General features: G+C 58.9%; 20 protein-coding genes and 1 pseudogene. 13 read left to right on the top strand and 8 right to left on the bottom strand.

Features of this window, described 5'->3' with window-relative positions; genetic code table 11:
* Window positions 1–421: 421 nt before the first annotated feature.
* Together H8A92_RS09000 and H8A92_RS40755 are read right to left on the bottom strand one after the other, a co-directional pair.
* The gene (locus H8A92_RS09000) at window positions 422–604 is read right to left on the bottom strand and encodes a hypothetical protein (RefSeq protein WP_229195483.1); all 183 of its coding nucleotides are present in this window, start codon (window positions 602–604) and stop codon (window positions 422–424) included.
* A gap of 192 nt (window positions 605–796) precedes the next feature.
* Window positions 797–922 (bottom strand): hypothetical protein, encoded by a 126-nt coding sequence (locus tag H8A92_RS40755; RefSeq protein WP_274613295.1) that lies wholly within the window; start codon window positions 920–922, stop codon window positions 797–799.
* A gap of 542 nt (window positions 923–1,464) precedes the next feature.
* On the opposite strand from H8A92_RS40755, the gene H8A92_RS08995 reads away from it, so the two are divergent.
* Together H8A92_RS08995 and H8A92_RS08990 are read left to right on the top strand one after the other, a co-directional pair.
* Window positions 1,465–2,190 (top strand): thermonuclease family protein, encoded by a 726-nt coding sequence (locus H8A92_RS08995; RefSeq protein ID WP_229195482.1) that lies wholly within the window; start codon window positions 1,465–1,467, stop codon window positions 2,188–2,190.
* Between the two features lie 10 nt (window positions 2,191–2,200).
* On the top strand, window positions 2,201–2,944 hold the full coding sequence (locus H8A92_RS08990) for a carbonic anhydrase (RefSeq protein WP_229195481.1): 744 nt from the start codon (window positions 2,201–2,203) through the stop codon (window positions 2,942–2,944).
* An 879-nt stretch (window positions 2,945–3,823) separates the two neighbouring features.
* Here H8A92_RS08990 and H8A92_RS08985 read toward each other — a convergent pair.
* The gene (locus H8A92_RS08985) at window positions 3,824–4,975 is read right to left on the bottom strand and encodes an 8-amino-7-oxononanoate synthase (RefSeq protein WP_229195480.1); all 1,152 of its coding nucleotides are present in this window, start codon (window positions 4,973–4,975) and stop codon (window positions 3,824–3,826) included.
* A gap of 1,971 nt (window positions 4,976–6,946) precedes the next feature.
* Window positions 6,947–7,132, bottom strand: coding sequence for a hypothetical protein (locus tag H8A92_RS08980; protein ID WP_229195479.1), 186 nt, complete (start codon window positions 7,130–7,132; stop codon window positions 6,947–6,949).
* A 63-nt stretch (window positions 7,133–7,195) separates the two neighbouring features.
* Here H8A92_RS08980 and H8A92_RS08975 point away from each other — a divergent pair, with 63 nt between their 5' ends.
* On the top strand, window positions 7,196–8,362 hold the full coding sequence (locus H8A92_RS08975) for an acyl-CoA dehydrogenase family protein (protein WP_229195478.1): 1,167 nt from the start codon (window positions 7,196–7,198) through the stop codon (window positions 8,360–8,362).
* 552 nt (window positions 8,363–8,914) lie between these two features.
* On the top strand, window positions 8,915–10,636 hold the full coding sequence (locus H8A92_RS08970) for an MFS transporter (protein WP_229195477.1): 1,722 nt from the start codon (window positions 8,915–8,917) through the stop codon (window positions 10,634–10,636).
* A 657-nt stretch (window positions 10,637–11,293) separates the two neighbouring features.
* On the opposite strand, the gene H8A92_RS08965 is transcribed toward H8A92_RS08970, so the two are convergent.
* Window positions 11,294–11,596: an HU family DNA-binding protein gene (locus tag H8A92_RS08965; RefSeq protein ID WP_229195476.1), complete on the bottom strand. Its 303-nt coding sequence runs from the start codon at window positions 11,594–11,596 to the stop codon at window positions 11,294–11,296.
* A gap of 575 nt (window positions 11,597–12,171) precedes the next feature.
* On the opposite strand from H8A92_RS08965, the gene H8A92_RS08960 reads away from it, so the two are divergent.
* Window positions 12,172–12,459, top strand: coding sequence for a hypothetical protein (locus H8A92_RS08960; RefSeq protein WP_229195475.1), 288 nt, complete (start codon window positions 12,172–12,174; stop codon window positions 12,457–12,459).
* A 422-nt stretch (window positions 12,460–12,881) separates the two neighbouring features.
* Here H8A92_RS08960 and H8A92_RS08955 read toward each other — a convergent pair whose 3' ends face one another.
* Complete coding sequence (locus tag H8A92_RS08955) at window positions 12,882–13,058, bottom strand: hypothetical protein (protein ID WP_229195474.1); 177 nt, start codon at window positions 13,056–13,058, stop codon at window positions 12,882–12,884.
* Between the two features lie 903 nt (window positions 13,059–13,961).
* Between H8A92_RS08955 and H8A92_RS08950 the strand changes: the two genes are divergently transcribed.
* Complete coding sequence (locus H8A92_RS08950; RefSeq protein ID WP_229195473.1) at window positions 13,962–14,588, top strand: Crp/Fnr family transcriptional regulator; 627 nt, start codon at window positions 13,962–13,964, stop codon at window positions 14,586–14,588.
* 117 nt (window positions 14,589–14,705) lie between these two features.
* Here the strand turns inward: H8A92_RS08950 and H8A92_RS08945 are convergent, their stop codons facing one another.
* Window positions 14,706–14,888, bottom strand: a complete 183-nt coding sequence (locus H8A92_RS08945) for a hypothetical protein (RefSeq protein ID WP_229195472.1) — start codon at window positions 14,886–14,888, stop codon at window positions 14,706–14,708.
* Between the two features lie 1,231 nt (window positions 14,889–16,119).
* Here H8A92_RS08945 and H8A92_RS08940 point away from each other — a divergent pair.
* The 5 genes from H8A92_RS08940 to H8A92_RS08920 all read left to right on the top strand — a co-directional run bounded on the left by H8A92_RS08940 (window position 16,120) and on the right by H8A92_RS08920 (window position 21,970).
* Window positions 16,120–17,631, top strand: a complete 1,512-nt coding sequence (locus H8A92_RS08940) for an FAD-dependent oxidoreductase (RefSeq protein WP_229195471.1) — start codon at window positions 16,120–16,122, stop codon at window positions 17,629–17,631.
* A gap of 21 nt (window positions 17,632–17,652) precedes the next feature.
* On the top strand, window positions 17,653–18,960 hold the full coding sequence (locus H8A92_RS08935) for an aminotransferase class III-fold pyridoxal phosphate-dependent enzyme (RefSeq protein ID WP_229195470.1): 1,308 nt from the start codon (window positions 17,653–17,655) through the stop codon (window positions 18,958–18,960).
* A 31-nt stretch (window positions 18,961–18,991) separates the two neighbouring features.
* Entirely contained in the window at window positions 18,992–19,930 is a 939-nt protein-coding gene (locus H8A92_RS08930; RefSeq protein ID WP_229195469.1) for a sulfotransferase family protein, read from the top strand.
* Complete coding sequence (locus H8A92_RS08925) at window positions 19,927–21,174, top strand: MFS transporter (RefSeq protein WP_338026516.1); 1,248 nt, start codon at window positions 19,927–19,929, stop codon at window positions 21,172–21,174. The genes H8A92_RS08930 and H8A92_RS08925 overlap by 4 nt, the downstream gene beginning before the upstream one ends.
* Before the next feature lie 586 nt (window positions 21,175–21,760).
* Complete coding sequence (locus H8A92_RS08920) at window positions 21,761–21,970, top strand: hypothetical protein (RefSeq protein ID WP_229195467.1); 210 nt, start codon at window positions 21,761–21,763, stop codon at window positions 21,968–21,970.
* A gap of 757 nt (window positions 21,971–22,727) precedes the next feature.
* On the opposite strand, the gene H8A92_RS08915 is transcribed toward H8A92_RS08920, so the two are convergent.
* Window positions 22,728–23,375: an FkbM family methyltransferase gene (locus tag H8A92_RS08915; RefSeq protein ID WP_338026515.1), complete on the bottom strand. Its 648-nt coding sequence runs from the start codon at window positions 23,373–23,375 to the stop codon at window positions 22,728–22,730.
* 946 nt (window positions 23,376–24,321) lie between these two features.
* Between H8A92_RS08915 and H8A92_RS08910 the strand changes: the two genes are divergently transcribed.
* Both H8A92_RS08910 and H8A92_RS08905 read left to right on the top strand, forming a co-directional pair.
* The gene (locus tag H8A92_RS08910; RefSeq protein WP_229158150.1) at window positions 24,322–24,636 is read left to right on the top strand and encodes a co-chaperone GroES; all 315 of its coding nucleotides are present in this window, start codon (window positions 24,322–24,324) and stop codon (window positions 24,634–24,636) included.
* A gap of 78 nt (window positions 24,637–24,714) precedes the next feature.
* Window positions 24,715–24,892, top strand: a pseudogene (locus tag H8A92_RS08905) (TCP-1/cpn60 chaperonin family protein); the annotation flags it as partial.

The following is a 24,892-nucleotide window of genomic DNA, read 5'->3' as shown; positions in this document are numbered from 1 at the left end:
CCCCGGGCTGGAAATTGATGCGTCCAGCAATACCAGCTGGGGCAAGCCTGGCTCCCGCCTGCAAGCCCCAATCGGAAAAGCCAGGCATCAGGATGGCTCTTGCCGCTTCAGACGAGTAGCCGCGGCGGAACCGGTACAAAAAGACACGTCCGAGCTCTCGCCAGAGCGCCATTCACCTTTCATGGACCAAGCGAGGGATGCTGACGCCAAGCCAGATCCGGCGTGCGCGCAGCGCATCGCGCGACCAACAAGCACCCGCGGGAGCGAGTGCAGCGACGAGACCGGATTAAGAGGGACCCCGGGAACGGGGCAGTGATAGCGACGCCGGCATCCTCGATGGCGGCGGGCCCCTTTCCCGAGTGCCCCCGGCGGGGAGCTCCGCAGCCTTGCTGCGAGGATCGAAGATGGAATTGAGCCTGATCTAAACTTCCTCGCGCGCATTCGTCTGCGCGTCATAGATCTTGATTTGAAGCGTGGGAAAACGCTTCTTTAGTTCTGCTCCACCAGCTCGGGCGCCATCTCTGGTTACGAATTCGGCTTTGAGTCGGCCGTCGACTTCAAGCGCGTAATATGAGACCGGCAGTTCAGGGGTGGCCACAATCATTTCAATCCCATTGTGCAGCGAGGCAATTAAACATGAGTATTAGGGTGAGTCGCCTAAGCCCGGCCAGCGCTAACTGCCGCAATGCCCTGAGTGCCGACACGTGTTGTGGATTGATTCATCGCTCTGAAATGACAACCACGTCCCCACTCGCGAGGACGCCTTTGCACCGCAAGCCCGCAAAAACCGGTCTCGTCAGTCCGCACGCTCGTCAATGCCGAGCCGCGCTTTCTTCCGCTCGAGCATAAAGGCCAGCCAGGCGTAGTGGAAGTTATTCGCCCGCAGCATTTCGGAGCGCATAAGGTCGCGGATACGGGCCACCGTGTGAGTGAAGCATGGTGGCTTTATACCGTGAGACCAAGCGGGAGTCCGATCTCTTTGAGCAATCACTCCTATCGTGCCCTGTCCAGGCCTCCACCATGTGAACCGCGTTCAGTTCTGTCGAACGATAGCAGTCAATGAGGTTCAGCAACGCGGATTCTTCCGCTTGGCGGCGAAGACTAGCACCCGTTCGGTTCTCCCGAGCCCTTGGAGAAATGCCGTGTCAAGCACCGCATTCTTGGGACGCGAGCCCCGCGCTGAAACATGCGCGATCTCTTCTTCAGGTTCAGAGCGGGAGATTTGATCGGGGAGTGGCAGAGTTGAGCTTCAGATGCCAGCAGCACTTCGGAAAATGCCTCCCAAAAGAAATCTCTTGAATCTCACCCAGCGTCAGGTCGTAGCCTGAAAAGCAAGCTTCCACAAAAGCATCGTCGAACGGTGCTGACCAGATGACGGACCTTTGCGGTCAAGCAGTCGGCTGTGACGCCACCAGATCGCTGGAATTTTGTAACCCGATGAACCAAGAGCGAAAGGATACCAGGATGAAGTACCGCGTAATGATGGCAGCATTGCTCGCTATCATCGCGTCTCCTGTTTGTGCGGCGAAACTGAGCGGTACTCCCCAAATCCTCGACGCCAACATGATAGAAATCGAGCAAACGCGGATTCGGCTCTCGGGTATCGAGGCCCCTGAGACCGATCAGATTTGCCTGGATGCTCATGGTCGGAAATGGGCCTGCGGGGTAGCTGCTCGTGACGCACTTATCAACTACTCGAATGGACGAATATGGGATTGTCAGACCGCAGGAGTCGACAAGTACGGCAGGTCTCTCGGCAGTTGCTTCATCGAGGGCCAGGACGTGAACGCCTGGATGGTAAGCTCCGGTTGGGCACTATCATCCGATCCATCCACCCATGTTTACGTTATCAATGAGGTGGTGGCGAGCAATGCCTTTGCCGGCTTGTGGTCGGGGGCATTCATCACCCCCTGGGACTGGCGCCACCGCAACAAGAGCACGATTGTTGTCGGCGCGAGCTCGGTGCCGAACAAGGCCCAGGAACTCCTGCTCGGATCCGCTCTGCTATCTGACCCACCCTCGCCCGACTGCCTGATAAAGGGCACCGTCGACGGTACTGGTGAGCGCACGTATCACTCTCCGGGGCAAATCAGTTACGGACAAATCGACATGACGAAGAAGCCGGCTGAACGCTGGTTCTGCAGCGAAAACGAGGCCGAAGCCATGGGGTGGCATAGAGCCGCGCGATAGGTGTTCTACCATGCATGCAAACCATACACAGGGCACCCCCTATCCGGCCGACGTCGCGCCTTCGCGCCGCTCGCTGTTGCTGTTCGCTGTCTCGGCGTTGGTCGTTCCGTTTGCCGGCAACATTGTCGCCGCGAAGCAAGCAACAGCACCGCCGAAGCAGGATAACCAGCTCTCGCCCGATACTGCGCTGAAGCGGCTGATTGAGGGTAACGACCGTTATGTACAGAGCGTGTCGCGAGGGCGCGATCTCGAACGCGAGCGCCGACTTCTAGTCAATGGTCAGAATCCATATGCGGCGGTTCTGAGCTGCGCCGATTCGCGGGTAGCGCCCGAGCTTGTCTTCGACAGCGGACTTGGTGATTTATTCGTATGCCGCCTGGCCGGTAACTTCGTCAACGATGACACGCTAGGTAGCCTGGAGTATGCTGTTGCTGCACTAAACACGCCGTTGATCATGGTACTCGGTCACGATCACTGCGGCGCGATAGACGCTACCATCAACTCGCTTGACGAAGGCAAGCCGGCGCCGGGACATATCCGCTCCCTCGTCAGCGCGCTCGCGCCTGCCGTAAGAGGGGCGCGCCACCAGCCAGGTGACAGTTCGGCCGATGTGATCCGGCAGAATGTGATCGACAACGTCAATAAGCTCAAATCCGCCAGCCCGATCCTGAACCCGGCTGTCGAGCAGAAAACACTAAAGATCGTCGGCGGTCTATATCGGCTCGAAACCGGCAGGGTCGACGTATTGAGCTGACGCTGATGCCTTCGCGCGATCGCCCAGCCGGTGTTAAGCGGGAACCCTCTACGCCTCTCGAAATAAATGCTCCGAAATCTGGTAACCTCACTGGCCCCAGCTCCAATATTTTGGTCCTCTGGAGCGTTATGAATGAGACGCCCGCCGCTAGAGGGGTCCAGCGCGGCTGTATAGGGATGCCCTTTGATCTCATAGGTCATATCTCGGCTGGTCAGCGTCAGGCAGGAGACCCAAGTGGTTCAGTCTCTCGACCATTTGCCCGGGGCGGATTGGGTGCCGTGGGGAACGGCGAATGAGGCCTCGTATGCCGTCTCCTCATGCACCTGCCATCCCTCGGCGTTGCTTTCTCGATCCATCATCAGATGATAGTCACCTGCCGAGCTTGGCCGTCTTCGGGGCCCGATCACTCGTGCTTAACAGGGGCCCCAGCGATGCTGCTCCAACGACATTCATGAACCTGATTGTCGACCGTGACGCGGGGCGATCCGCCGATCGGCCGGCATGTAAGCCTTCAATATCGAACAGCCTGAGAAGCCATCCGACGCGGATCGTCCGACCTTTGGCCATCAAGCAGGACTAAAGATTACATACAGGAGAATTGCGATGGCGATGGCGGTCCAGCCCAGCGATGATACGAAGAGTGCTACTCGCGTCGACATGGGGCTTTTTCTCTTTCGTCAGCCAACGAAGCGGCCGCCAGTACCGTAATGAGCAGCCTCGTCGACTTTAAGTCGAGTTTATATTTGCGTCGCATAAAGCGGAACTAACGAGCGCAGGACTTGTGATCACCGATCGGCGGGAGGATTTGCGCGCGCCGGCGCATTCCTTGGAGGATCGTTGACCGATCCGAATATCGACCAGCATCACGATTGTGGAACCTCATCGTAGCTTACCCCAGGTCTCTTCGACCAACGCATCGATCATCTCGGATACATCATCTGGCTCGACATTAAGTGTTAACGAAATCCGCAATCTTGCCCTGCTCGGGGGCACCGGCGGTCGTATTGTTCGGACATCAAAACCGCGCGCCTGCAGTGCTGCGGCCAGCCGCATCGTGCGAGCGTTGTTACCGACCCTGTAGGGAACGATCTGTGAGCTCGAACGGGTCGGGCGGCCGCAGATGGCGAGCTGACGGTGTGCAAAATTGATAAGATCGATCAGGCGTCGCCGCCGCTCAGGCTCCTCCTGTACAATCAAAAGCGCCTGCCGAACAGCGATTGCCATCAGGGGCGATGGCGCGGTGGCGAAAATAAATGGACGGCAGCGATTGATCATGAAATCGCGCAATACGCTGGACGCAGTGACAAGAGCACCGGCCGCGCCTAGAGCCTTACCGCAGGTGTGGACCACCAGAATATATTCGCGTCCCTGGTAGGGCGCTGTGAGCCCCCGCCCCTGCTCGCCGTAAATGCCTGTGGCATGGGACTCATCCACAACCAGGAACGCCTCGTAACGTTTAGCGATTTCAACCAGATCTGCAAGCGCCGCCAAGTCACCGTCTATACTGTAGAGGCTCTCGACCACGATCCAGACGCGCCCTACGCCGCCTTTGGCGCGCCAATTGCCAATCGTGTCTTCAACAGATTGAGGATCATTATGGGCTGCTATCCGGAACTCAGCTCGGCCGACGCGCGCGCCTTCATGAAGGCTGGCGTGCACGAGCGAATCGAGAACCAGCAGATCGCCTCGCTGCGGCAGCGTTGTCAGAACAGCGAAGTTTGCGATGTACCCGCTACCGAAGAACAGCGCTGTCTCCGCCCGAAAGAAGCGCGCCGCTTCCGTTTCGAGAGCTTCGTGTTCCTCGCAATTGCCGCGCAGGAGCCGTGACCCGCCAGCTCCGATTGGCGTTCCAGCCTTGAGCGTCGCGAACAGAGCCTCCTTCATACGTGGCGCGCTCGCCAGTGCCAGATAATCGCTGGAGGCAAAATCAACACCTGCGCGTGACCTGCGGCCCCACCGCCGGCCCTCTTCTCTCATAGCATCGACGGCCGCGGCATAGCGCTCAAGCTTGCTTGGTTGAGTTAAGTTCATGGCTCGATCCAGCCTATGGCATCGAAAGGGAAGACGAGGGAACGCCGCGCAATCTTTGATCCTTTTAGAACGCAGCTGCTTGCCCTCAAGCAGAGCGACAGGCAACCTTTGCGCCTTCCCATGGCTGCAGCCTGTCAATCGGAGGTGCCAGTCCGGATCTCGGAACGCTTCGATCACGTAAACGGCGGTCGTCGCTTCGGCTTTTATAAGTCACATCTTGTCCGCTCAAGCGGCTATCCTGGCCACGCGGCCGCCGAATCGATCAAGTCTTTGTCCAGCAATCTGACGCGGGCCACTGGAGCGCGACGTATTTGCAGGACGTTCTACGGCATGCTGTGCAGAGCGGCAAACCACCGCGATACTTACCGCCGAGTCGGTCAACGCGATGAAGAGGAGCGTTGGGAAGGCGCCTTTCGATTTGGGCCACCACGACCACCAGCGCAGGCTCAAACGTCTCAGGGACGTTGCTAAATGAGCGTTCTCAAAGTCGAGCCACAGCTGCCACCAGTCAAATAGAACTGGCATTTCTGGCCTGATCTCCACATGCTCGCCCACTCCGGCGCTGCTGCCGCAGCTGAATCGTTGACATCGCACAGAGACACTAGCGCCTTTAATCTCTAATCTCTTGCGCCCGAAAAACGCTTTACAGGAAGGCCCGATGAGAGGACGAGCCTTGCGCTGGGCACTCTTGCACTCGCAGAAAGTCATGTTGGCAGATTACTGTTTGCCATTCGCGCGCAACTTCGGCACGAAACGGACAAACGCGCAACATGGCAGCGAGTGTGATGCAATTGCATCACAATTGTTCGATACGCACGAACCTTTCCAACGCCATTGCCGATTGATGTGGCGCGCGTCACGGCAACCGGAGCAGCGCCGCGGTGCAGCTAATGCGACAGTCACGTTCTGACCGGTTCGGGTCGCGAGCTCGGACGTGTCAGGATTCGTGACATGGTTTGTTCACTGCCCCGAATAAGTTCAGTCCGAGCGAGTTCTGACGGCAGACCGGAACTCGCAACGCATCGCTGGGATAGGTCGAACAATCCAACTTGGATTAGATTTAACCCGCCGATGTGTAGCGTTAATTCGCAAGGCAGCTACTCCTTCCGAACTCATAACGCTTTCGGAAACCGAAACGGAACAGCTCGTTGCGTGCGCAATGGTTGGTACAGTACGTGCGTTCGGACGGTACAAGGCTTAACCGATGGTGAAACGTGAAGATCTGCTCGCCTGGCCAGCTCGTGGTATCACTTGCCATCGGGGACCTGGCGAGCTCTAATCAGGTCCCGTTGCGCGTGCAGCGAGGAGGCACGGGAGTTAGGTCGTTCTTCGGAGTGGTGCAAGGGGTAAACAGCGACAAATGCCGGCGCGTGCTGGCATTCGGTGGTAACATTGGCTTTGCATCGAACGTTCCTTACAACAAAGAGCGGCGACATATACGGGCACCCGCGCGCGCCAACGTCGATCGCTATCTGAGCTGTCGTGTAGCACTGATCTCACCAGCAGGGTGCTGGGCAAACGATGCACGTCTCGGACACAAGGCGGTCGCGCGGTCTCTTGGCTCGGCTATGTATCTTGGGTGCCTTTGCAGCGATACGCCATATCGCCAAGTCGCAGTGACGGCAAATGACCGAGGCGGGCGCGTCCTTGGTCGAGATCCATTAACAGTCATTCACCTCGCGTCCTGTCCGCTTGAAGACGCGATGAGGCTGGAACCAGACACAGTTGTCGCTAACATCCCGCTGACCCGGCTCGTGCCACGCGATTTATCTTCCACGGAAACACAGCCAACAGGCCCTGTTTGATGGCACATCGATTGCTGGTGAGACGATAAACGGATCCGGTCCGCAAGTCTCCAACTTCCCAGTTTGAGAAGAGATGGAAACCAAGCGCTATCGTCAACTTTCGCAGCCTGGTCGAAGGGATTAGGACGGATGCCGCCGACGCAGTTGTCTGCTTACCGTTCCAACCTCAAGGGCAGCGCCGATTGGCCATGTGTTGCTCAGCCTTCGGACCCCTCGCGACCGTGTTGTTGATCCGATCCAGTTCGGCAAGCGGTTTGGAGAGGGATGAGTCTGCGGGGCTGGTCACGATCAATATCAACTGCGGCAATCGGCGATCTTCTCCGGCTTCAGTCAATACGGCCGGCTCAGCCATGCGCTTCGCAATCTCCATCAATGACCGGCCACACCGCTGGTTGTCTTAGCACCGAGGACAAACATGAACGCTCCACCAGGAACGATCGCGGCAGAAACGGACGTTTCCACTGCAACGAGTGATGATCTGTCGCCGTTGTTGGCCGATATCCGCGCGCGCCGTAGCGAGTTTGCCCGCGCGCAGAAGGTTCCAGATGACGTTATTCAGGCATTCAAACGCGTTGGCGTTTACCGGGCTTTGGCCGACAAACGCTTTGGCGGCGACGAGAGAACGCCTGCAGATTTTTGTCGCCTGATCGAGCGTATTTCCGAAGCGGACGGATCGGCCGGTTGGGTCGCCAGCTTCGGCGACGGGGCTCGCTACCTCTCTGCTCTCCCCGAAGACACGCTTTGCCGCGTATATACCAATGGACCTGACGTGGTGTACGCGGGTGCAGTCTTCCCGCTCCAGCCCGCTCAACGATGTGCCGACGGGTTTGTCGTGAACGGCGTGTGGCCCTTCGCAAGCGGATCACCCGGCGCGGAGCTAATTGGTGTTGGAATCACTCTCGACGATGATCCTACAGGCGGACTTGCACGTATAGCCGTGATGCCGGCCGACAAGGTAACAATCCGTCCCAATTGGGAGGTCATCGGCCTGCAAGGCACCGGCAGTCATGACATCGTTGTCGATAATGTAATCGTACCAGAGGAATGGACGTTGATTCGCGGCGGTCCACCGGCTTTCGACGGGCCCCTCCATCGTTACCCTTCGGTGACTTTTGCTGCGCAGGCGCATGCGATTGTGGGCATCGGCATTGCGCGCTCCGCGTTAGACGAGGTGATTGTCATGGCCCGGAGCCGCGCCTCGATTACTGGAGCGCCAGTGATGGCAGAGCGCGGCTACGTTCAGCTGGAGGCCGCCAGAGCCGAAGCCATGCTGCGCTCCGCACGCTCCTTCTTTTATGAAGCCACCGAGGAGCTATGGAACGAAGCTTTGCAGGATGCGGTGCAGTCGAATACGACGAACCTGATGCGCCTTGCCGCGACCAACGCCGCCCGAGAGAGCGCTGAGGTTTGCAAGATCGCGAGCAGTCTCGCAGGAACGCAATCACTCTATTCGACAAGCAATCTCGCGCGCGCGATGTGCGACAGTTTCGTGGTTGCGCAGCACGCAGCCTTAAACGAAGGAACACTTCAGAGCGCTGGCCGTCTCCTGCTCGGAAGTTCAGCACCGGCAGGGTTTCCATGAGGACCGGCCATCCAACAGCAGCCTGCGACAAACTTGCAGCCATTGAGGTAAAGAGCTCTCGGGCTGAGCCGGGATAGCACTCTGTTGCATCTCATTGTGTTCTAGGGAGATCCCCGCCGCAGTAGAGCGTGCGACGGAGGGACGCTGCCCAGCCTATTCTGTTTGCAACCGCTCACCTCGAGGGACAACAACGGTCTCCCAGACGCTGCGAAACACGTGAACTATGGATAGTACTGTGCCATAGGCATTCGGCTTCTTAGGGTCGTAGTTCACTCTACCCACCGACGAGCGATTCCGCACTCATCGACTTCACCATTTGTTCGTTACGTACAAAGATTGCGCGTGAGCGATCCAGCGTCTGTCAATGTGTCCCTGTATGGGCTCGATGCCGCATTAAAGTCACCAATGAACGGCGCTTGGTGCAATGGAAGATACGTAGGCAACGAAACATCGTCATCAGATCGTCGCGCCTCATTCCGCTGCGACATCACGCCGGGAACATCCTTGTGATCCGTACCAGAATCAAATCATGATAGATCATCGCGATCCAACATGAACGATTCAGCAAAAGCCCAGCCACGTAGCGCCGACGGCATCGCGGCGCCTCTGCGGCACGCAACTTTCCGTCGTATCTGGATTGCGAGCCTCCTGTCCAATGTCGGCAGCTTGATACAAGGTGTGGGTGCAGCCTGGGCGATGACGCAGATGACGTCATCGGCTGACAAAGTGGCGTTGGTGCAGACCGCGCTGTTGCTGCCGGTGATGCTGATTTCAATACCAGCGGGCGCAATCGCCGATATGTACGATCGCCGCATCGTGGCATTGGTTTCGCTTGGCGTCGCGCTCGCCGGCGCAACTGGCCTTACGGTGGCCGCCTGGCTTGGCTTGGCCACACCGAACGTCTTGCTCGTACTCTGCTTCGTGGTCGGCAGCGGCATGGCGCTTATGGGACCGGCCTGGCAATCATCCGTAAGCGAACAAGTGCCGTTGGAAGCGCATCTACCTGCGGCCATTGCGCTGAATGGCATCAGCTACAATATCGCACGGAGCGTCGGCCCGGCGATCGGCGGCGTGGTGGTAGCTAGCGCTGGTGCAGTGGCCGCATTCGCTCTCAATACGCTACTCTATCTGCCGCTGATGGCCGCATTATTCCTTTGGAAGCGTGCCCGTGCCCCCTCACGCTTGCCGCCTGAAAGATTGAGCCGCGCAATGATATCTGGCGTGCGCTACATCAGCAATTCGCCATCGATCAAAGTCGTATTGCTTCGTACCCTTGTAACCGGCGTCGGAGGCGGCGCGATTACTGCGCTGATGCCTCTGGTCGTGCGGGATGTATTGCATGGCGACGCCCAGACCTACGGCATTATGCTTGGTGCTTTTGGCGTCGGGGCCGTGGTCGGCGCGTTGAACATTGCCGAGATCCGCAGGCGGATGAGCGGCGAGGCTGCGGTTCGCGCCTGTGCATTGGCAATGGGCGCGGCGATGGCTGCCGTGGCGCTTAGCCGCCAGCCGCTATTGACCGCGGCCGCGCTGGTCCTGGCAGGAGCCGTGTGGATGCTGACATGGGCGGTGTTCAACATCGGAGTTCAGCTGTCGGCGCCACGCTGGGTGACCGGTCGCTCGCTCGCGGCCTATCAGGCGGCGAGTTCAGGCGGGATTGCCGTCGGCAGCTGGGCGTGGGGCAATCTGACGGACGCGGCCGGCGTTGAAACCGCGCTGCTGGTGTCGGCCGCGCTGATGCTCGCCTCAACACTCATCGGCCATTGGCTACCGATGCCCCGTGTCGGCGCGCGGGGTGAAGAGCCCGAGCTGCTCGCCGATCCCGAAGTACGGCTCGCGTTGACTGGACGTAGTGGGCCGCTCGTCGTCGAGATCGAATACCGGATTGCACAAGAGAACGCCCGCGCGTTTTACAACGTCATGCAAGACGTGCAAGTGTCCCGCCAGCGCAACGGTGCCTATGGCTGGTCGATCGCGCGCGACATCGCCGATCCCGAATTGTGGACCGAACGCTATCACTTTCCGACCTGGTTCGACTACTTGCGCTGGCGCAACCGCCCGACCCAATCGGAACGTGCCCTGGAGCGGCGGGCCGTTCACTTCCACATCGGTCCTGCACCGGTACGTGTTCGCCGCATGCTGGAAAGGCCATTCGGTTCGGTACGCTGGACGGACGATTCGCCTGAGCAAGCGAGGTCGGAAATGTCGCCGAAGACGACAAACGCGGCAACCGCGGCAAACGCGCGTAGCTGGCGCCTTCGGCTAACCAAGTAACCCGGTTTGCCCGAAGCTGCGAAGCGCTGTCGGACGGATGTGCTCGATGCAGGAGGTCTGTTTTGGCCGACTGTAGAGCTAGTTTAAGCGAAAGCGGCCCGCCAGCGAACACGATCTCCTGACTAATGCCTGCGGCGTCGCTCGAGCACTGACGCAGTTCTCACCGGCGAAGAGCAGCTCATGCGTAGTACAAGATGCCGCACACACAAATTTGGCTGTCCGGTCGGCAGTCGCGGAGGATCGAAGACGTGCAGGGATCCGACTTTGTCCGTGGTGATCGATCTATAGGCGTCCTGTTGCTGTCCGGCCCCTTGCGGTCTATCGCGAGCATGCAAACCGCAAAACCGATCGAAAGTAAGCCAAGCGCGACAATGTGTACAAAGCGGGAAAACGCCGTACTGTGATCGCACGGAACAAAACTTATTGTTGTCGACAGACGCTCGGTGTACGCGGGAGTCCCTCGGGCTAAGCGGTAGGATAATGCTTTGCAGCATCCGTGTACGGCTCCTGCGCCGCTGGACGTACCTGCTCGCATCATAACCAGGAAGCCGAGCGGACGCTGAGCCAATTTGTCAGTGATGCGACAATGATCCTCCGCTGAGCTCAGCCTTAATGGAGGAGCTTCGCAACCGAAAATCGAGGCACGGCACGGATGGACTATGCCGCGAATACGTCTTTAGCGACCTTGAGTGGTGACGCCTTAACGGATTTACGAGCCGGCTTCGCCGCAAATTTCATTGGCGCCTTCGTGAACGGATTGACGCCGATGCGGGCTTCAGTAGGAGGTTTGCTCACAACTGACATTTTCACCATGCCGGGAATGACGAACTCCCCGCAGTCATGCAATTCTTTGTAGCCTACAATCGCCAGCTGCTCAATTACGGCCCTTACGTCAGCTTTGGGAAGCTGCGTTCCATTAGCAATCGAGTCAATTAGCTGGCTCTTGGTCATCTTGGACATCATGACACCTCTCGACGAGGCAGAGAACGGTCTCGAATTGACGAACTCCGCCGGTACTCCTCACATTGAGCATGGCAACGTGCAAATTGTTAGGCCGTTGCCAAGTTCCGGAAGTGGTGCCTTTAAAAGCTATCGTAAGCGAAAACACAAGGCTAAGTTCCGTGTGGCGGCGCTTTGCCGATTCATGCGTCAGAAGATTGGTCGTTTCTCACCTGCCCGACTGGGCCAAGCGGCACGATATTGCACAGCCGCTTCCACCAGCCGGTGATCGATAGCGGAGACAGCTATTAGCCATATGTCTTGGCCGCACAGTTTTTATCGCTACCTTTTGCGTACATTCACTGATGAAGAGGCCCATGGCTGTCAGGCCGAAAGGGATCCGTGCAGCTTCGCACGCCACCGAGCGGTGGTCCGACGCACAAGCAATTCAAGTCCGAAACAGGCCTATCCGCTCCCTTCATTCACGTCGCATGTCCAACTATGGTTGCGTTGAATGTCGGTGCGATTAATGTCGCAAAACCCATGCTCTCCGGGAGCGTGATGGTTGCCCAGCAAAGTAAACAGCTGAGGGGCGTGTGCAGCAAACTGGACGGCTCTATGGGAGAGCCCTGCCGCTCACCGACGCCATTGTCGAGGAAGCCCTGCGCCGCACCGAGGGAGTCGCCGCGGCTTTCATAAAGGAATTGATGCGGCGCATCGCGCAATCATCCATCGTGCGCGATGGTGGGAAGTCGGTCATCTCCCATGATATCGACCAGGCGCTGGATGACATGCTGTTAACGGGCGGACGGCTCAACATGAGGCTACTCGGGGGTGCACAAGGCGCACCATCACAACAGAATGATCGCGTGCGCCAAGTCTAGGACACGACCTTCTTTGACGGAATTTCACCAAATTCGCCATGATCAACATCGGCATAAAGCAGAGCACCGCATGCAAAACGCTGATCGTTGACTTTACCCGATCCTTGCACGGCCCGCTCCCCGGGTTCAACACCAGCGCGGGATCGAGGCAATCTGTAAGACCTGCATAGCGCAGGTCTATGAGCGATCGACAAGATAAATCGGCCGACGAGTGCCTGCAGACTTACATTCTTTCGTGCGACACGGATCACGCATGTGCATCGATCCACGCGGTTCGACCGGAGATTACGTGGCCCCGCCCCATGAAGAACAAGGGCGGGGCCGCTCCCCTCCCTCGGGGCGACGCCGCACTGCGGACCATAATGGCTCTTGCCTAACGTCCGTCACCTGCGGATTGACCGTTCGGTATACGGGCGAGCGGGTCAGCCGGATTGCGAATTTCGGCCCTCTGCGTTTTGCGTGACATTGCGCAAGACGAGTTCAGAAAGCTGCACGACCAGCTGTTTGAGACGCGCTATCTCCCGTCTGCAGCGCACCAGCTCACGCTCTTCATCTGTCGTTGTCGACAGTTCATAGCGGCTCCCAACCGCATGATTCATTTGACCCTCTATCCGACCAAATAACCGCGAACGACAATTCAAGCACACCCTATTGCCCCGTAATTGTACGGGAACATCGGCCATTCTACGCCACTAAACACTGTACGCAACGATCCAACTGTCTCGCCGAGCCGATCAATGCGTTATCCGCGCTACAGATCGGTCCGTTTCGTACATACGTAAACTTGCTGGCATGACGCGGCAGGACGTCGAGCTTTGTCCTCTTGGAGCCGGAACGAATAAACAATTCGGATTCCTCTTGGGTCACCTTGATGACAGAGCGCACCGCCCTGAAACCTATCCCAGAGGCGATCGCCATCCCAGCTGAGGAGGTCTGCCGATCGTGTTTCAGGGGTTTCAGAGCCGGCCGCCCGTTCGACGACGTCCATCCTCACTCATGATCGACCGCAAATTAGATACATTCTTGCGCAGCCAGACGAGCGCCCCCGGCTCCGGTAACTTTTGTTGGGTGCCGCCAGGACACGACGCGGAAGGCGTCTGTGTCGAGCCGACGTTGGCTGCACGCTCGTGAGCCTTGACGCTCGGTCGGAGGATATCGCAGCTCGGCGGTCCACTGCGGTCGCGCGCCATGTTTCGTCGTTCTCCAGAAGTAAGTGGTCTATCGTCGAGCTTTCAGGAATGGCCATAGGTCATCGTCCGGTACTTTTGTGGGCTATCCGGTATCCCCCCAGAGATCGCGTAAACTCGAATAGGAGAGTAGAAGAAATGTTGAACATCAAAGGGAACCATGCAGAATGGCCGCGGCCATAGCTGGTGGGGAAAGGTGTCGATATCGGCGTACCCCGGCGATAGAACGGGGTACGCTTGCCGCACCAAATGCTCATTGCGCGCCTACGGGGCGTCACAGGCTTGTCCGAGCGAGACCAAGCTGAGCTCGAAAGCATGCCTCACACCATCAAACGGCTTTCTCCGGGCGAGTGCCTGGCACGCCAGGGGGATCGTCCTGCAAGTTGTGCGGTCGTGATGGGCGGCTTTCTGTCTCGCCAAAGAGTGGCATCGGATCGGACTCAAATAACGTCATTCTATGTACCTGGTGACATCCCCGACCTGCACACCCTTCACTTCCCGGAAATGGATCGGGATCTCTGCAGCATCGGCATGAGCGTCATTGCCCTTGTACCCCACTCTTACCTTAGGGATATCCTCGCAAAGTCCGCTACGCTCACCCATGCGTTTTGGCGGGAGACGTTGATCCATACGGCGATCTATCGCGAATGGATCGAAAATCTTGGCTCCCGAGCAGCGCTGCCCCGACTTGCTCATCTTCTCTGCGAGATCGCCGCGCGGCTTGAGCTCGTCAGTCTTCTGGACAATGGTCGCTTCCATGTTCCGTTCACACAGCAAGACATCGCCGATGCATGCGGCCTTTCGACGGTGCACGTGAATCGGACAATCCAGGAGCTTCGGCGCAGGAAGCTTATTGAATGGAACGGACATGCTGTTGATCTTCTTCAGCGAGATCGGCTCGAATCGCTTGCAGAATTCCGTCCCTCCTACCTGATGCGCTGAATTGCTTCGGCCGTTTCTGCCTCCGCAGCTTTGTCAGACATCGCAGGCGGCATTCACCATTCGACAGGCAAGACCGAGCGCTGGGTTGTAATTGACTTTGAGGCGAATGCATTGCTCCTAGGCGACGCCGGCAAGATCCAGAAAATCTGCATTGTCAATCGCCAGGAGCTCGCGGCCATGGGAGAGCGATTTGCGTGTTGCCAGCACAGCTTTGGCGCTTAGCTGTGATGTGCCCGCCGAATGAGCCGCGCCGCGCAACTCCCCGGTAAAGAAGCTCGGATCGGACACCGAGCCCATCATACTCGAACCAATCCTGTCTAGTCTTGGTAAATGATCATCGCGCATTTGGGATCGTCGACACCGACCTTGTCATTCGGCTGGCTAACAAGACGCTCAAAAGGTGCGCTGAAGTTTCTCGGCCGCCAATCAGATAGCCCGTCAGCTTCTGGAAAGGTCAAAAGGCACGAGATCAGATGGAAAACATGACGCGCATCGCGTCTCGATTACAGTGTAGTACGCGACTATCAAATAACGATGCAACACGTACCTCTGCCCCCTCTCGAAGCACTTAGCTGATGGTAAAAGGCCGTCCGCTCGAATGTATGCGGGTCAGCTCAAAGAGCTTGTATCGCACGCGGCGTCACGTTGTATCATCTCAGAGTAGCTAACAAGGGAGCCCGAAAGGACCCACTGTTGCTGCCATGATGAGCGCTGATGCGGTCGGAAAATGTGCAGCAGAGGTTAACTTCACTGTTGCAACCATCATCCATGATGATGACGCGAAGGAGGAATACTCGCCGCCAGATTTGCCCGACACGATCCTTCGCAATTGAATTTGCGGTGAACTCTTTGCCGCAAATAACCGCCGGCAGCCCTCCCTCTGTCGACGGAAGCTGGCGCGATGCTTAGCAGCCTCGCTCCCCCAGACTGACTCCGCCCGGCCATCGATGAGGCCGGGCATTTTTTGCTGCCCATGAAGGGCATAGTTTCAGGTGTTCTTGCCGGCGTCTGATGATTGCGGAGAGTTGAGAACGAATTTTAATTACCGGTCGGTCCATCAGACCGGCTGAGTCACTCGCGATCAAACCGCGTACAATTAAGGGCGATGTGCGAGAGTGGCGACCGATCGACGCATTCCAGAACTGCGGCCTTAAAAGCTTCCACATGGCGTCGCGAAGCTGAACTTGCGAGCGTCTCTCGAACACGAAAATATACTTTGGTGCGAGCATCGGGACACATGTGGGTCGATTTGCTTTGAGAGCTCTAGATCTATCAAGTATCGCATTTCGAAAAGCCGCTTCATATTTATGCGGTTTGCTGCCTCGAAGGGCTTGAATCGCACGGGACGTCATATTGTACGATCTCAGATGATCCTTGGCAGACGAGCGAAGCCAAACCGGATAATCCGGAGCGATCGATGGATCAGCCGCGCGTCCAACGCTCGCGACGAGACTTAGTTCGATGGCACCTCCTCTCTAATGAATACGGCGCGATAGCGCATCGGCGATATTTGTTGCCAGAAGATGGGATAATGACGGCCGACATTGTTGATGTATGTGTAATCGGGAGTGGCGCCAGCGGCTTGATGGTCGCTCACGAGATCGCACAACGCGGATTGCGAGTACTCCTTCTCGAGGAGGGGCGAAGACTTCCTCCCGGAGCTTCGCTGGCGAGCGTCCAAAAAGACATGGATAGCGCCCTGGTGCAGTCAGCGGCAGGGACGTTGACCCCGTTGGGGCGTCCGTGGACCGTCAGCGCGCTCGGCGGCGGAATGACCTTATATGCCGGAATAGCCTTCCGCTATCGCGCCATCGATTTTGACGCACGGGCGCATGTGGCCGGGGACGCGCTCGACCCGAGCTGGCCGATCGACTACACGGACCTACGCCCATTCTATGACGAGCTGGAACGGCGCGTGGGAGTGGCCCGTGTAGCCGGAGCCGACCCGCTCGAGCCGCCGAGCGATCCTCCCGTTCTGCCACCGCACCGGTACAGTGTGCAGGGCCAGTTGATTGCCGATGCCGGGGCACGCCTGGGCCAGCGACCGTTCCCCACTCCGTTGGCAATCAACTCGATCCCATATCGTGGCCGGCCAGCCTGTCGCTGCGAGGGACCATGCAACGAACATCTGTGCCCGAGCGGCGCAAGGGCCGATGCACGCTCGCCGTTCACAGGTATCGCCCTGCCGCCGGACGCGCTGACGATTGCGGTCGGCAGCAAGGCCGTCCGCATCGATCTCGGCAACGTGAGTCGAGCCGATTCGGTGGAATGGGTGGATACTCTCAACCGACAACGCGCTCGGGTCCGCGCCCGCTGCGTGGTACTCGCGGGCAACGCAGTGCAGTCTGCCGCCCTGCTCCTACGGTCGGCGCAGCCGGCAGCACCCAACGGAATCGGCAACGCATCTGGCATGGTAGGCAGTGGTATCTCGTTTAAGATCAGCGGCTACGTGTCCGGTAGGACCACGTTAAATCCGCCGATCACGCGCCAGGCCGGCCGCCCGTTCTCCACGGTCGCGGTGTCCGATCACTACCTGGACGACGAGGCGCCTTCGGGGCTCGGCGGAATGATCTACGAAGCAAGTCCGCCTGAACGCACGCATTCGGGAGAAATGAGGCTACGACTGCATTTTTTGGCGGCCGATCAACCCATGCGCAACAATGCGGTCCGGCTGGCCACCAGCCGGAACGAACAGGGTTTGCCCAAGATCATTCTTGATTACCGGACCCATCCCCTCGACAAGCGCCGACTAGGCTACTTGTCGCGACATGCGTCGAACTTGCTGGCCGAGGCTGGGGTAAAGCAAGTCGATTATCAAGATTCCAATTATCAGTTCGGCAGCGGCCATCTCCATGGCGGCTGTCGGGCGGGAGTCGATCCGACACAATCTGTGGTCGACCGTTGGGGGCGCGTGCATGACATCGACAATCTCTATGTCGCGGATGGCGGCTTCTTCCCCTATGCCGGGGGCGTCAACCCGACCTTCACCATTCAGGCGAACGCGCTGCGGATCGCTCGAAGAATAGTCACACAGCTGACGTAGCGAGCGCAACGGAGACGAGTCTTGTCGATCAGCACGCCTACTGCCACCGTGACCGCGACCGACGGGCATGGATCGGCGCTGCGACGCGCCCTGCGTGTCACTGCCTCGCAGAAGTGGGATCTCAACAGGCGTTTTCCGGTGGTGCTGACGCGCGCGTCAGGCGCGCATGCATGGGACGTCAATGGAAAGCAATACATCGATTTCACTTCCTGTAGCGGTGCCGCACCGCTCGGGGCCGGATACGAGCCGGTCGTGGTACACGCCGCCGCTGAGATGCGCCGTACCGGGGGGATTCTGCCCGGACCGCTGTCCGTGCACCGGGTCGAATTGGCCGAACGGCTGGCGGAGATCTTCCCCGTCGCGGAACGCTCAATGTTTTTCCGCACCGGATCGTGCGCTACCACCGCAGCCGTGCGCCTTGCCCGCGCGTTCACGGGCCTCAACCATGTACTGACCAGCGGATATCACGGCTGGCATGACTGGCAGTTGCAGGACCGCCCCGAGATGGGGCTGCCCAATCGGGACCGGGACAGCGTAGACTTCCGCTACAACCTCGACTTGCTCGACGAACTGGCAAGTGTCCAGCGCGTCGCCGCGGTGATCGTCACCCCGGAGGTCAACTTCTTCCCGCCTGAATACCATCAGGAACTGCAGAGGCTGGTGCATCGGCACGGCGCCCTGCTGATCCTTGACGAGGTGATGACGGGATTCCGCTACGCCCTTGGCGGGTACCACATGGCGGTCGGCCTCACGCCCGATTTGATTACACTGAGCAAAGGACTGGCGAACGGAATGGCGCTGTCGGCAGTCGCGGGTCGTGCGGACGTACTCGCCGCGGCCGAAAAGACATACATGGGAAACACCTATCAGCGCGAAGTCACCCCGTTCGCCGCTGCATTGAGCACCCTACACGCCCTGCGCGACGGGACCGCGCTGGGCCGGATGCGCGAGGTCGGCGAGCAATTGATCAAGGGACTCAACGGCGTCTTCACAAGACAGCAGGTCGCGGCATGGGCGTTTGCCTGGCCCACCATGTTCGACGTCGTATTTGCTCACGCCGAGCTTGGCCATGCCTTCTTCCAGGAAATGTGGGGTCGGGGCTTCCTGATGCAGTATGGCGGGCGTTTCATGCCATCGGCGGCAGTGTCCGACACCGATGTGCAGGCCGCCGTCGAAGCAGCCGGAGAGGCCCTTGCGGCGGCGCTGTCCCGCATGGAGAACCCGGCCCGCGACCCGGATCCAGTCGCAGCTGCGATACGGTTCGCCAGAGATCATTTCGTTGCCACTCCGGGAGCGGTTCGGCGCTGGTTCAATGCGCCCGTCCACTGACAAGCACGCATGTCGAACAGAGAGCAAGGCCATGTCGCAGCCGGATCCATATTCCACATCGCCGGTGCTACTCGGAGGTGACAACCGGTCGGGCACCACCCTGCTGAGTATCGTGCTCGACTCGCATCTGGATCTAGTAGCCGGACCAGAGATCGACTTCCTCGAACCGCCCAATCTCGGGCCGCACATTCTAGGTGCCATCGATTTGCTTGCGGCCGATTCACGGCACATGGGCGCAGGCAAGAACACAATCGATCCGTTCTGGTATGACGGGACGCATTTTGTGGTGCAGTGTCGCCGCTTCGGTCTCGACTTCGATGACGTGCGCGAACTTGTCGGCAGGGTCATGGTCGCCACGGGCAATGACATTGTTTCGTTCGCCGACCGATGCCACCTGATCAACGCGATCGGCGAGTTGCGCCGGATGCGCAGCGGAGCCCGACGCTGGGGATTGAAACTGCAGCGGAAGATCACCCGGATCGACGACTTCGCCCGGCTGTGGCCGCGTGCACATTTCGTGCATATCGTGCGGGACGGTCGCGACGTTGCCGCCTCTCATCTGAGGACAGTTCCTGAGTGGGGGTACCGAACAATTGCCGATGCCGCCCGCGGCTGGGCTGAAGTGGTATCCCGGCCGCACAGAATCGCGCCGCCTGGCCGTTACTTCGAGGTGCGTTACGAGGACCTTGTCAGCAGTCCCCGCACTACTCTGGCGACGATTTTGGATCACCTCGGCTTGCCTTGGGACGAGGCCGTGCTGCGTCACGCTGAATACGAACACGCGTTGTTCGAACAGCCACACGACCACCCGGCAGCCGAGGCTGCGGGAAAGCCACTGCATCAGGGGCGGATCGGTCGCCATCTCCAGGATTTGACGCCAGCTCAGATTTTGGAGTTTGAGGAGATCGCCGGAAGTGAACTGGCCCGACTAGGCTATCTGTCCACCTCAACCTCGTCTGGCGACGCGTGAGTAGCCGGCACCGATCAGGTGCGCCTCACCGGCTGCCGAGCAGCTACCTTGCGCTGCTCGTCGGCCAGACCATTTCCTTGCTGGGCTCCAACGTAACCGTGCTGGCGCTGCCGCTCACTGCAATTACCCTGCTGGATGCCGGACCGGCGCAGGCGGGGTTCTTGCTGGCCTGCGGTCGGGCACCGTGCCTCTTCGTGAGCCTGTTCGCCGGGGTCATCGTCGACCGTCTCCCGCACCGACGAATCCTTCTGACGGCCAATATGGTGATGGCGGTAACGCTCGCCACCATTCCGTTGTGCGCCAGCCTTGGACATCTGGGAATGGTTCAGCTGTACGCGACAACCGTGCTGGTGGGGGTAGCCGCGGTGATCGCCGACGTGACTTATCTGGCGTGCATACCCGCAGTCCTGGACCGGTCTCAGCTGGTTCGGGCGCAGAGCTCATTGGAGTTCAGCCAGGCGACCGCGATGGCCGCAGGTCCGTTCCTGGCCGGCTGGCTCATCAACGCGTTCTCCGCTCCAACCGCAATCCTGGCCGACTCTGTCTCCTTTCTGGTCGCCGCCGCATTGCTCGCGCTGGTGCCGATGCGTGCCGCCTCGTGCTCAGCGGCCCCGTCGAGCACTGTGCTGGTCCAAATGGCAGAAGGGTTGGCGAGTGTATTCGGCAATCCAGTTTTGAGGGCCGTTACCCTGGCCACCGGCACATTCATCTTTTGGCACAATGCGTATTCTGCGGGGTTTCTGCTGCATCTGATCAGGAATCTCGCGTTCGACAGCCAGATCGTCGGCATAGTGCTCGGTATCGGCGCCCTTGGCGGTGTGGTGGGCGCGGCGGTCTCACCGTGGGCGGGCCGGACAATTGGGCTTGGTCCCGTATTAATGACCGGCTTGGCGGTGAGCGCGGCAGGCATGAGTCTTGGAGGCATGCTCACTGAGCCCTGGTGGGCAGCAGTGGCATGCGTGGCGCTCTCCCAATTCATTCTGTGGACCGGCCAGGGACTCTACCACGTGCAGCAAGTTCCAATTCGATATGCGTTGGTCCCGCAGCAGATGCAAGGCCGGGTCAATGCGAGCATCCGCTGCGTCGTGTGGGGACTGGGCTCATTGGGCGCACTGGTCGGCGGCGCGGCCGCTGCTGCAACGGGCCTGCGCACCATGTTGCTGACGAGCAGTGTGCTAGGCACTGCCTCGATACTCTGGATCTGGTGCTCGCCGCTGCGCCGCTTGCACGGCTTGCACCTATAACCATCGCGGCGGCCCTTCATGGACATCAAGCAATTTTGCGATACTGATCGGCAGCCGGGTCGGCTAATGGCGTGGCGGTGAGCGTTCCCGACGCGGTTAGTTGGCGGCCCGACCCGCGCCGTCCGTCCCATGTTCAGGAAGACCATCTTCGCTTTGCGCACGATGGCCGGCCCGGCTGGCTCGGCACGGCCTTCGAACGCAGGTGAGCAGCTATTTGGACCACGCTGAATCCGAACGAGAGCGACTGGGCGATTTGACCGATGATCATCCTGCTATCGCTCACTGGCGCGAACTGATCGCCGCAAACGCCGGTCAATTGCCGGATCTTCCGCTACCACTCGGTGCGCCGGAGGGGACTTTACAACGCACAGGGCGAATGTGGCTGCTCGACGTGGCACAAGTATCTGAGTTCGATCGCGGCTGCAGGTCCTAGGGCGGAAACGCGACGACGGGATTATTCGCCCGTCTGGCGCTCGCCGGGAAGACACTGGCGGACCAACGAGAATTCCTCGCCGTTGCCCCCTCTCAAACGCTGTACGATCTGCCCTCGATGCGCCCGGTAGGATGCTATGTCGGGATGAGCCCGGTGCGTTTCCACCTGGCTGGCACGTTGCCGGAGCTCCTGCGCGCCGCGCGGCTCGAGCTCAAGCGAGCCAATAAAAACGCTCAGGTGCCATTTCCAAAAGCGATGGAGTGCTCGGCACCGCGCTGCGCGACCGTTCATGGTTTCTTATACGGACAATCGCACTTTGCCCGGGTCAGACCTGTGGCCGCAGTGGCGGACTACGATTTATGATCACGCTCATTTCATCAGTCGCGCTCGTCCGCTGCTGTGACTTTCGGACTGACCAAAAGGCGCACAGCATCGTCACCTGCCTTTTTTTCCCTGAGCCTGGCGATGGCACAGTCCTTGCCAAGCCTCGGCCGTGAGATTAATTCGTCCCAAAACGGCCGAGGAGGCCTACGGGATGATCGGCTGCTGCAGTTATGCTCGCATGGATAAAGGAAGCTTCAAATGAAGCCTGCTACGACCAAGTTGCCCGCAGATGCAGACTCATTCGAACAAGGAAGACGTCAGGGGAAGGCGTGACCATCAACTCACGACGTGAAACAAGATAGCAGCGTTAAGTGCGTGATGAAATCCGACCAACTCAGGGAGTTACGCGAACTCATGCAATTGCTTTGGCATTTGTTCGAACGAGTGCACCAGCTTCCAAGAGGCCCAGAACATACAGCAGCCGTTCAGACGCTTAAACGCTTGGAGCGCCGGCTGGTAGTCCTGGTTCAAGCGTCTGAAACGGCTCGGGCGACTGACCGCAAAATCGCCGGTCGTCCCGGCTCGCTAAGCGGGTGATTGTCAGACTCTCTCCAAAGCCTCGAACTGGCCGCAATAGGCGGGATCTGCAACAATAGCCGCGAACAAAAGGACGCTCGCAAGCCTCCGACCAGCTATATTTGTTCGTCCTATTGATCACTGGTTGTGCAGCTTTGGGCGGCATAAACTGCGCAAATCAGTCTTTTAGCTACAAATGACCGCCGCATTCAAGTAGCCGCTAGAAGCGGATATTTTTAAGCAGTACATCGCCTTCCACGTCGCGCGGATAATGCGCCGCCACTTCGAACGATGGCAACAGGTCAAGAATGGCCTGGAGAGATAGCTGCCCTTCGTAGAGCTCACGGTCGCTGTATTCCGTGTAGATGAAGCGCGTGTTGCTGACGGTCTGCATGCCTCCGGCGATGACGTCGGCTTCGGCTCCCTGGACGTCCATCCAGATGAAATCGACCCACTTCAGCCCGGCTTCGTTGCACCAATCGTCAAGCCGCCGCGTTTGAACCGGGACGGGACGATCGAAACGAACCCAATCATACTCAGTCAGATGATTTTTCGGGCGGCGTATCGAGCCAGAAAGATCCCATTCCTTCGCATCACCATCTGCATTGCTTGGATGGAATTCGATCATCCCGTTTCGATCGCTGATCGCGATTTCAAGTAACTTCACCTTGTCGAGAGATGGGCCCAGCTTCCTCTTGAAGCGCGCGATCGCTCTGGGGTCAGGCTCGAAGCAGTAAAGCTGCGCTTGCGGGCAGAGGTTGAGAAAGTGTTGCGTGTCGGTTCCGTCGTTGCATCCGATATCTAGGATGACCGGATCCGACTTCTCAAGAAGCGAAACAATGTGTTGATGTATTTCCACAGAAGACACCGGTCTTGTCCCAATAGTTGAGATTTGTGCTCGAAGCCGCAATCACATGCCAGACGCCCCCGCACAATGCATATCAACGTATATAATTCATATGCCCGTCACCCCTTTATCCAATGGCCATCTGGACGGTGATACCAAAGGGGGGTCTGTCGCGTCGGCAGCCGCAGCGATTGTCCTAGGGCGACGGTGCTATCCTGGAGACCGGAAATTACCTGCCGGCAGCTCTCGATGGAGCGGTCGAAGGCAGAGTGACCGCTCCTGCGCAACGATGACCGATCACCCTCGATCGCAATGCAGCCCAGCCAATGCGCCCTGCCATCTGACAGCCGGCGTTCCAGATTAGCGCACTCACGATCCTCCGGCTCACAACTTTTAGGCTGTTTGGCCTGAAGGAGCGCAAATACGCCGAACGTTGCTGAGGGCGCCTCAGGTCACGCTGACCGCCGTTGAATGATAGTCGCAGAACTCACCGCAACGTTCACCGATTCCTGTAGCGGCGCTCGGAGAAAACAGCCTTGGTGCGGCGCGAACTGCTAAGGAGCATCGATCATGGCCACTCCGACGGGGCACGCGGCCTCCACGTGGTCGGGCGTTCCCGACGAACCGGCTCGGTTCCGGAAGGCTACGCCAATTCGGACCGTCGCCTGGGGGTCGCGCTACGTTCCGCTACCCTTCAGTTTGCGGGACCCGCGGCGTACAATCCAGAGATTGCGAGTATAGGGGAATGTGGTTGTGTTGACGAAATGCAATGTCATTTTCGCAACAGCTTGACTGTCTCTAGACATGACGACGTCTGCTTCCGACCTAGAACACACGCAGTCCAGGTGCACGATTCAGCAGAACCGCAGGCAAGAGGCGCTCCTCATCGTTGGCCTGGCTCTTGCTATCACCGATACTGTTGCAATGTGGCGAAACGCCAGCTCGTTCAAACGCTCAGGAGGTCCGTATGAATTTCCGTCCGCTTCACGACCGCGTCGTGGTTAGGCGCATCGACGCTGAAGAGAAGACCGCTGGCGGTATCATCATTCCCGACACAGCCAAGGAGAAACCCTCGCAAGGCGAAGTCATCGCCGTTGGCCCGGGCGGCCGCGACGAGACCGGCAAGCTGATTCCCATCGACGTCCAGGTCGGCGATCGTGTCCTGTTCGGCAAGTGGTCGGGCACCGAGGTCAAGATCGACAGCCAGGAGCTCTTGATCATGAAGGAAAGCGACATCATGGGCGTTCTCACCGATGTGTTTTCCAAGAAGAAGGCCGCCTGACCCGGCTACTCGCACATCTCACTCCGAGGGGCGCCTGCCGGCGCGCCGAAGGATGAAAGAATAACCAAGGGAATTGTTATGACAGCCAAAGAAGTCAAATTCGGAGTAGACGCGCGCGACCGCATGCTGCGTGGTGTGGACATCCTCGCCAACGCGGTACAGGTCACGCTCGGTCCGAAGGGCCGCAACGTGGTGCTCGAGAAGTCGTTCGGCGCTCCGCGCATCACCAAGGACGGCGTCGCCGTCGCCAAGGAGG

Origin of the sequence: Bradyrhizobium acaciae, from assembly GCF_020889785.1 — a bacterium.
GTDB classification, from domain to species: domain Bacteria; phylum Pseudomonadota; class Alphaproteobacteria; order Rhizobiales; family Xanthobacteraceae; genus Bradyrhizobium; species Bradyrhizobium acaciae.
This window is presented reverse-complemented; position numbering and strand designations above follow the sequence as displayed.